Annotated in this window: 5 protein-coding genes; 2 read left to right on the top strand and 3 right to left on the bottom strand. The window is 66.5% G+C overall.

Annotated features, from left to right (window positions below; translation table 11 throughout):
* Positions 1 to 712: 712 nt before the first annotated feature.
* Positions 713 to 1,351, top strand: a complete 639-nt coding sequence (locus ACFVYE_RS47110) for a LysE family translocator (protein ID WP_383979434.1) — start codon at positions 713 to 715, stop codon at positions 1,349 to 1,351.
* A gap of 179 nt (positions 1,352 to 1,530) precedes the next feature.
* Here ACFVYE_RS47110 and ACFVYE_RS47105 read toward each other — a convergent pair whose 3' ends face one another.
* The 3 genes from ACFVYE_RS47105 to ACFVYE_RS47095 all read right to left on the bottom strand — a co-directional run bounded on the left by ACFVYE_RS47105 (position 1,531) and on the right by ACFVYE_RS47095 (position 3,828).
* A complete protein-coding gene (locus ACFVYE_RS47105; protein ID WP_383979431.1) occupies positions 1,531 to 1,731 on the bottom strand; it encodes a hypothetical protein in 201 nt (66 codons plus the stop codon).
* A 103-nt stretch (positions 1,732 to 1,834) separates the two neighbouring features.
* Complete coding sequence (locus tag ACFVYE_RS47100) at positions 1,835 to 2,614, bottom strand: hypothetical protein (RefSeq protein ID WP_383979428.1); 780 nt, start codon at positions 2,612 to 2,614, stop codon at positions 1,835 to 1,837.
* Between the two features lie 221 nt (positions 2,615 to 2,835).
* The gene (locus ACFVYE_RS47095; protein ID WP_389609735.1) at positions 2,836 to 3,828 is read right to left on the bottom strand and encodes an IS110 family transposase; all 993 of its coding nucleotides are present in this window, start codon (positions 3,826 to 3,828) and stop codon (positions 2,836 to 2,838) included.
* A gap of 383 nt (positions 3,829 to 4,211) precedes the next feature.
* On the opposite strand from ACFVYE_RS47095, the gene ACFVYE_RS47090 reads away from it, so the two are divergent.
* Positions 4,212 to 4,682 (top strand): IPT/TIG domain-containing protein, encoded by a 471-nt coding sequence (locus ACFVYE_RS47090; RefSeq protein WP_389609734.1) that lies wholly within the window; start codon positions 4,212 to 4,214, stop codon positions 4,680 to 4,682.
* Positions 4,683 to 4,755: the final 73 nt, after the last annotated feature.

Here is a 4,755-nt window from a genome sequence, read left to right as displayed (position 1 = left end):
ACCCAACACCATTCACCTGGACCAAGACGGCCGAGGAGATCCTCGACTCCCTCGCGCGTTTCTGCCAACGGATCTCCGGCGCAGGACACTAGCGGGAGCTGACCAGGTAGAATGTACCGTCGTCCCGTGGGTGGGTCGGCTGGTACGACACCGAGCGCCTGCATCCGCAGGTTCTCCAGGGCGTCGGCGTCGTGGGCGTCGGCCCGGATGATGCGACCGGTGCCCAGGTGCAGCGAGACCCGCAGCCGGCGGCCTGTCCGGTTGGGCACCTCCAGGGGGAATCCGGAGAACTGAAGGGTGGCTGCGGCTCGGGAAGCAGAGTAGCCCGTGGGTTCCGGGCTGCTGGTTCGCTTCGGCAGGTCACTGTGGCTCCGCGCTTGATCCGTGCCAGTTCCTGCTGCGGAGTGCTTGGCCATGGCTTGGAGCTCCGGCGCGTCTCAGAGGGCGATAAGAGCCAACTCGCCCTGGTTTACGCGATCGCCCTGGAGGATCACATCGGGACTTACCAGGCAGAACTCCCTCCAGCGAGGCGGGGAGTTAGCGGTCGAAGCCCGTCGGCGAGGCCGCCCGCGCGAATTCCGCAGGGGGCAGCCCGCCACCAGGAGGAACAGATCGGTACCAAGTTTGAGGAACCTGCTCTTATCGCCCTCTCAGTCCCTGCACGGCGTAAAGGAGCTGAGGAGTGAAACCTGGCCGTGCTTTCATAGGCGCCATGGTGTCTGCTGAGCGTCTACTTGCCTTCGCGGCTATGTCATTCCTGTTGATCGTGATCCCCGGGCCCAGTGTGTTGTTCGTGATCGGGCGGGCGCTGGCTCAGGGGCGTCGGGCTGCGCTGACCACTGTCGTCGGGAACACGTTGGGCGCCTATGTGCTCATCGTGGCCGTGGCTCTCGGGGTCGGGTCGATCGTGGAACGCTCCGTCCTCGTCTTCACGGTGCTGAAACTGGCCGGGGCCGGCTACTTGGTGTATCTGGGTGTCAAGGCGTGGCGGCAACGCCGCTCGTTGCAGGCCACGTTCACTGTCGACAAGGCCGCGCAGGGCGGACTGCGCACGTTGTGGGAGGGGTTCGCGGTCGGTGTGGCCAACCCCAAGACCATTGTGTTCTTCGCCGCCGTGCTGCCGCAGTTCGTCGACCGCGCTCAAGGACACGTCGTGGTTCAGATGCTGTTGCTCGGGCTGGTCTTCAACATCATCGCGGTGGCCTGCGACAGCCTGTGGGGACTGGCCGCGGCGACCGGACGGGACTGGTTCGCCAGCTCACCCCAGCGGCTCTCTCTGGTCGGAGGAATCGGCGGCCTCGCGATGATCGGCCTCGGTGTCACTGTCGCCGCGACAGGACGCAAGGACTGATCATCCTGTTTCAGGCTGACGTGCCGGGTCAGCTGGCGGCGGCTCGTTCGGCCTGGCTTTGGTATGGGCGAGGTGGTAGGAGTCTCTGCCGGTCTCGATGATGCTCCCACCACAAGATGAGGGCCGAGGCCGCCCCTGACCACCGAACGGGGCCACGCGCCGTCGTCAAAGCCAACTGGTCATACTTGAGTTGGATCCTTGATGAAGCGGTGAGGATGTGCGGCCTTGACGTAATTCATCGCTGTATCGGGGGCCATCCCGAAGACCCGCATGAGGTGGACAGGGTCGGCGGTCTCGTGCGCTTCGTCGAAGATCCGGTCGATCCGGAGCTTCTGCGACTGGAGCTCGATGTTCCTGAAGATCGGCAGGAGACACCACATTGGGCAACCGGTGGCCCGCCGGGATCGAGGCGTAATGACACCCCGGCGGATGGGTCCGTGACCCGCGAGCGTAACAGCGTTCAATCGCGTAGATATACACGGTTCATGCCGAGCCGAGCAGGCTCGCCCCGCTCGCTACGTCAGTGGCGCGGTCCGGTGTGACGAGCCGTGCCATCGTCGCATCGACCTCCAGGCCAAGCCACTGTGGCATGCTGGTGCCGAGCAGGTCCGCGTAGCCCTCGTAGTCGTCGCCGGCCCGGAAGATGGGCGACTCGCCGGTGTCGTAGCACCAGTCGCTGACAAGTTCGACCCACTCGCCGTCGTCGGAGGCGATCTGAATCAGTGAGCGGGCGACGGTCGGGTCGAGCATCACGCTGTCACCGACCTCAAAATTCCGCCAGGTGGCGGCCGTGGCGCGTAGGGCCTCTGCGGCGCCGTCGAACCACTCCACGTATCCGTAGTCCAAGGACTCGTGGACCGGGCGAATCGAGTTGTCCACCCGTGCCACCGACAGCCGGTACTCGGGGCCGTAGCCATGACCGTCGAGATAAGCGGATGGGGCGAATATCTCCGGGCTCATCAGCGCGTCGAACAGTGTGCGCCATTGCAGGCTTCGCGCCCGTAGCTCCCAAAATCCAATCAGCGAGGGTGGGAGCGGGGTGCCGAGGCGCAGCTGCAACCTGGTCAGCAGCGTCGTAAAGTCCGCCGACGGCGCGTTGGGCTCCATGCTTGCCTGTCGTGCCGGTTCGACCAGCGCCAGGAGCGCTCCGAACCGCGGCGGTTCGTGGAAATGCATATCCACAGTCTCAAAGGCTTCATCGAAAGCCCGTTCCAGGCCCGAGGCGTCCACGGCTCGAAGCCATCGACAGACCCGGTCGGTCACCTCACCGAACGTCGGCTCCGGTGCACGCCGGCCATGATCTCGCGTCAGAGCCTCGAAACTAACGTCGGCCACCCGTGCACCCTATGGCAAGTCGGCTCCGGAAATCCTTCGGGGGCTGATATCGGAGCCGGTGCTGTGGGTGGCTTCTCCCAAGATGTCGGGGAGGGTGAGGTAGAGGGCGAAGCCGCAGGTGCTGGCGGATCCTCCGCGGCTCAGCCGCATCAGCTTGTTGCTTTCGCCGTTGGCCAGTTCGCCGCCGACATGAGCGAACTGGCCGCGGCAGCGGACGTCCAGGCCGGCGAGCTGCCGCCAGGCGGCTCAGGCCGCGCGGGCAGCTTCTGAGCAGGGGAGTGGCGGACGTTGTTGCCGCTGGAGGCGTCCAGGGGCGCGCTGCCGGTATAGCTGGCGAAGTGGTGCTCGGTGGGGAAGCGGGCAATGTCTCCGATATGGCCGATGACCTTGGCGGCCAGCACGGTTCCCAAGCCAGGCAAGGTGGTCAACGTGGTGCGGGTGGCGGCCACGGCCTCACGCATCTCGGCTTCGTTGTTGTTGACTTGCCGGTCCAGGCGGCGCAGGTCGGCCAGCAGGTCACGGGCTATGTCCCGGCGGCAGTTGTCGGTGGCCGTGCCTGGTCGGATGCCCTTCATCAAGGCGGCAGCCCTGTCGGCCGAGAGTCCGGTGGGTGCTCCGCCGGGCAGGAGATCGCGCAGGACGGCGTGGAGTCGGTTGAGGACGCGGGTGCGCTCGTGGACCAGGTCGTCTCGCCGCTCGGTCAGCAGCCGTAGGATCGTGGTCTGGTCTTTCTGGACCACGGGTCGCAGGTCATGGCGGAAGAGGGCGACCTGGGCGACGTGGAGGGCGTCCTTCGCGTCGGTCTTGCGGTCTCCGCCGGTGGCCAGCAGTCGGGCCCGGGCCGACAGAGTGGAGGGCACGTCGACCACGTTCTCGCCCGCCGCGGCCAACTGCTGGGCGAGCGAGCGGCCCAGGCCGCCGGCACCCTCGACCGCGAAGCGGCGCTCGGGCCACTGCTCGCACCAGCGCATCAGCTGGCGGAATGTTCCGGCGTTAACCACGAACCGGCGCTGGGCCACCTGGTGGCCTGCGGCGTCGACGGCGACGGCGGTGTGGGACGACTTGTGGGGATCGACACCGATCAGGATCACGGGCAGCCAGCCGTGCACTCGATGGGACAGCAACAAGAGTGCGGTGGGCACCCTGACTTGAAGTCACTGCGTCACCTTCATGCCTCTGTCGAGCCACACCGCGCGGGTGTCGGCCGGCGGCGGCACGCTATCAGTGAGCCAGCCCGAGGGCGGCAAGGAGCACTGCGGGCCCATGCCGACCGACACTCTGGACGCTACGGCTGCAGACCGAGCGTCTGGGACCGATTCAACAAGTCAGGAGCCTGGAGCCAACTCGTCAAAGCGTCCCCGTGACAGTCCTGTCCGTCCGGCCGGCGACAGCGTGCATCCCACGCTACCGACCGGAGGGAACCTCGTGAACACCAACGAGCAGCACAGGTCCGGGCACGTCGTGATCGGCGTCGATACACACAAGCATGTGCACGTCGCAGCCGTGATGGACACGATCGGCGAGCGTGAGCTCGGGCCCCACCGCGGGCGGCAACAACGTCGTCATCAGCGGCACCGGCCTGTCCACCGCCACGGCGGTGTCCTTCGGTGCCAACTCCGCGACGCCGACGGTGCTGTCGGACAGCCAGATCAGCGTCGTCGTGCCCGCGGGTGCGGCAGCCGGGCCGGTGGGCGTCAGTGTGACGACCGCCGGAGGCACCAACAACGGTCTGTCGTACACGTACATCGACGTCCCGACCATCACCGGAGTCACTCCGGCTTCCGGACCGACATCGGGCGGGACCGCCGTGACCATCACGGGCACCAACGTGACCTCGACGAGCCAGGTCACGTTCGCCTCGGTGGCGGCACCGTTCTCGGTGATCAACGCGACGACGGTGTCCGCCGTCACCCCGCCCGGCGCCGTCGGTGCGGTCGATGTCGGTCTCTCCAACCCTGCGGGCACGGCCACGGATGAACCGCCCCGGGTTCGGTAGAGATCTCAGATTGTGGTTGTGACCTGGGGTTTCGTGAGTTCCTTGTAGTAGTTGGCTTCGTGCTCGGCGGGTG

The organism is Streptomyces sp. NPDC058239 (genome assembly GCF_042882185.1).
GTDB lineage: Bacteria > Actinomycetota > Actinomycetes > Streptomycetales > Streptomycetaceae > Streptomyces.
Note: the sequence above shows the minus strand (reverse complement) of the source record. Positions and strands in the feature narration are given on the sequence as shown.

Bases quoted from the DNA above. Each gene is read 5' to 3' on its own strand.
- ACFVYE_RS47110 (WP_383979434.1), top strand. From the start codon at position 713: ATGGTGTCTGCTGAGCGTCTACTTGCCTTCGCGGCTATGTCATTCCTG.
- ACFVYE_RS47105 (WP_383979431.1), bottom strand. From the start codon at position 1,731: ATGTGGTGTCTCCTGCCGATCTTCAGGAACATCGAGCTCCAGTCGCAG.